The organism is Streptomyces sp. ATexAB-D23 (assembly GCF_000373645.1).
Classification (GTDB): Bacteria; Actinomycetota; Actinomycetes; order Streptomycetales; family Streptomycetaceae; genus Streptomyces; species Streptomyces castrisilvae.
The window spans coordinates 1-3957 of record NZ_KB892064.1; the positions used below are offsets into that span (position 1 = coordinate 1).

1 protein-coding gene is annotated in these 3957 nt (G+C 75.4%); it reads left to right on the forward strand.

The genetic code is table 11. From position 1 onward, the window contains the following. Positions 1-3957, forward strand: a 3957-nt coding sequence (locus B082_RS37090; protein WP_018555734.1) for a type I polyketide synthase, incomplete at both ends; no start/stop codon positions are given.

A 3957-nucleotide genomic window follows, 5' to 3' on the forward strand; every position in this document is an offset into this window, starting at 1 on the left:
GTGGTCACCGGTTCGCTGCGGCGTGACGACGGTGGCCTGGACCGGTTCCTGGCCGGAGTCGCCGAGCTGTGGGTCAACGGCGTGGACGTCGACTGGACGGCCGCCTTCCCCGAGGCCCGTCCCGGCCTCGTCGACCTGCCCACGTACGCCTTCCAACGCCAGCCGTACTGGCCGGAGTTCAGCACCGAGGACTCCGCCGGCACCGCCGAGGGAACAGCCGCCGACCGGGAGTTCTGGGCGGCCGTCGAGCGGGCCGACACGGACGCGCTGGCCGGCACGCTGGACGCCGAGGCGGCCGTCATCGGGCCGCTGCTGCCCGCGCTCGCCGACTGGCGGCGCAAGCAGCGTGAGCAGGACACCACCGACTCCTGGCGCTACGAGGTGAAGTGGCGCCCCTGGCGCACCGGCGACGGGCGGCCCGAACTGACCGGGTCGTGGCTGGTGGTCCTGCCGGAGAGTGAGGCCGGCACCGAGCACACCGCCGCGCTCCTCGAAGCCCTGCGTACGCACGGGGCCGACGTCCACACCCTGGTGCAGGCGGACGACGGTGCCGAACGGCAGGTCATCGCCGAGCGGCTGCGCGCCCTCGTGCCGGAGCCGGCCGGGGTGCTGTCCCTCGTGGCGCTCGACGAACGCCCGCTCCCCGGGCAGCCCGCCGTGCCGGCCGGTCTTGCGGCCACGGTCGCGCTGGTCCAGGCGCTCGGTGACGCGGACATCGCCGCACCGCTGTGGCTCGCCACGCGCGGCGCGGTCGGCATCGGTTCGTCCGACCCGCAGCGCAGCGTGCGGCAGGCAGCCGTCTGGGGGCTCGGCCGGGTCGTCGGACTTGAGCACCCGGACCGCTGGGGCGGGCTGGTCGACCTGCCCGAACTCCTCGACGCCCGGGGCGCCGAGCGGCTCGCCGCCGCGCTGGCCGACGGCTCCGAGGACCAGATCGCGGTGCGCGCGTCCGGCTCCTTCGTACGGCGCCTCGTGCACGCCAGGCCCGAGGACGCACGAGCCTTCCGCTGGCGGCCGCACGGCACCGCGCTGGTGACCGGCGGTACCGGCGGGATCGGCGCGGAACTCGCCCGGTGGCTCGCGGCCGAGGGCATCGACCACCTGATCCTGGCCGGCCGGCGCGGTGCCGAGGCGCCCGGGGCGGCGGAACTGCGGGACGAGCTGACCGCGCAGGGCGTGGGCGTCACGCTCGCCGCCTGCGATGTCGCGGACCGTACGGCTCTCGCCCGGGTGCTGGACCTGGTGCCCGACGCGCATCCGCTGACGGCGGTCGTGCACGCGGCGGGTGTCGGTGAGTTCGCACCGCTGGCCGAGCACGGCCCCACGGACCTCGCGGACGTCCTGGCGGCGAAGACGCTCGGCGCCACCCACCTGGACGACCTGCTCGGTGACCGGCCGCTGGACGCGTTCGTGCTGTTCTCCTCCAGCGCGGGTGTCTGGGGCAGCGGCGGCCAGGCGGTCTACGCGGCTGCCAACGCGCACCTCGACGCGCTCGCCCACGACCGGCGCTCGCGCGGCCGGGTCGCGACATCTGTCGCCTGGGGCGCCTGGGGCGGCGCGGGCATGGCGGCCGACGACACCATGGCGCGCCACCTGGGCGCCCGGGGCATCCGGCCGATGCCGCCCGCCTCCGCCTTCGCCGCGCTGCGCGCCGCCGTCGAGCGCGAGGAGACCGCCGCGGTCGTGGCCGACATGGACTGGGAGCGGTTCGCCCCCGCCTTCGCCTCGGCCCGCCCCCGCCCGCTGCTCGACGAACTCCCCGAGGCCGCGAAGGCCCTGGCGGCCGGGCAGCCGGAGACGGGAGAGGACCGGGCCGACGACACACTGCGCCGCCGGCTGGCCACCCTGACCCCGGCCGAGCAGCAGCGCGAACTGCTGGACCTCGTGCGCGCCCACGCCGCCGCGGTGCTCGGCCACGCGAACGGTGATGCCATCGAGCAGGACCGTGCCTTCCGCGAGCTCGGCTTCGACTCGCTCACCGCCCTGGAACTGCGCAACCGGCTCAACGCCGCCACCGGCCTCCGGCTCCCCGCCACCCTGGTCTTCGACCACGCCCGGCCCCGGCTGCTCGCCTCCTTCCTCCACACGGAACTCGTCGGCGACGTGAGCGCCGCACAGGACACCGGCACACCGGCCGGCGGCCGGGCGGCGGCCGACGAGCCGATCGCCATCGTCGGCATGGGCTGCCGCTACCCGGGCGACATCCGCTCGCCCGAGGACTTCTGGGCGCTGCTTGCCGCCGGTACGGACGCGCTGTCGCCGCTGCCGTCCGACCGGGGCTGGCCGTCCGACATCGGCGGGGTCCGCGAGGGCGGATTCGTCCACGACGCGATCGACTTCGACGCCGGCTTCTTCGGCATGAGCCCGCGCGAGGCGCTGGCCACCGACCCGCAGCAGCGGCTGCTGCTCGAAACGGCCTGGGAGGCCTTCGAACACGCCGGCATCGACCCGTCGTCGGTGCGCGGCAGCCGTACGGGCGTCTTCATCGGCTGCAACGGCATGGGATACGGCACCGGGCTGCCGTCCGTCCCCGAAGAGGTCAAGGGGCACCTCCTCGTCGGCAACGCCACGAGCGTCGTCTCGGGCCGGGTCGCCTACACCCTCGGGCTTGAGGGCCCGGCGGTCACCCTCGACACCGCCTGCTCCTCCTCCTTGGTCGCGCTGCACTGGGCGGCCCAGTCGCTGCGCTCCGGCGAGTCCACGATGGCCCTCGCGGGCGGTGTGGCCGTGCTGGTCACACCCGACAGCTTCACCGAGTTCAGCCGCCAGGGCGGTCTGGCGACCGACGGCCGCTGCAAGGCGTTCTCCGAGGACGCCGACGGCACCGGCTGGGGCGAGGGTGCGGGGGTGCTCGTCCTGGAACGGCTCTCGGACGCCCGGCGCAACGGCCACCGGGTGCTGGCCGTGGTGCGCGGCACCGCCACCAACCAGGACGGCGCGTCGAACGGCCTGAGCGCGCCCAGCGGCCCCGCCCAGCAGCGCGTCATCCGGCAGGCGCTGGCCACGGCCGGCGTCTCGGCCGCCGAGGTCGACGCGGTGGAGGCGCACGGCACGGGCACCAGGCTGGGCGACCCGATCGAGGCGCAGGCGCTGCTCGCCACCTACGGGCAGGACCGGCCCGACGACCGGCCGCTGTGGCTGGGTTCGGTGAAGTCGAACCTCGGCCACACACAGGCCGCCGCAGGCGTCGCGGGCATCATGAAGATGGTCCTCGCGATGCGCCACGAGACCCTGCCGCGGTCCTTGCACGTCGGTACGCCGTCGTCGCACGTGGACTGGTCGGCGGGCGCGGTCGAACTGCTTGCGGAGGCGCGCGATTGGCCCGCGGGCGACCGGCCGAGGCGGGCCGGTGTCTCCGCCTTCGGCATCAGCGGCACCAACGCGCACGTGATCCTCGAAGAGGCGCCCGCCGAACCGGAACCCGTCCGGGACGAGGCCCCGCTGCCGGTCGTGCCGTGGCTGGTCTCGGCCCGGACCCGCGAGGGCGTCGTGGCCCAGGCCGGCCGGCTGCGGACCGGGGTCGCGGAGTCGGGCGCGGCGGACGTGGGTGTGTCCCTGGCGACGACCCGTGCGGCCCTGGAACACCGGGCGGTCGTACTCGGCGGCGACGCGGACGAACTCCTCGCAGGACTGGGGGCGTTGGCTGCCGGTGAGCCGACGCCGGGCACGGTGACGGCGACGGCCGGTGACGGCCTGACCGGCTTCGTTTTCTCCGGCCAGGGCGGTCAGCGCGTCGGCATGGGCCGGGAGCTGGCGGCGGCCCACCCGGTGTTCGCGGACGCGCTGGACGAGGTGTGCGCGCACTTCGACGGGCTGCTGGACCGGTCGCTGCGCGAGGTGATGTTCACGGACGCGGAGGCGTTGAAGAACACCGGGTGGGCGCAGCCCGCGCTGTTCGCGGTCGAGGTGGCGTTGTTCCGGCTGGTCGAGTCGTGGGGTGTCCGTCCGGATTACCTT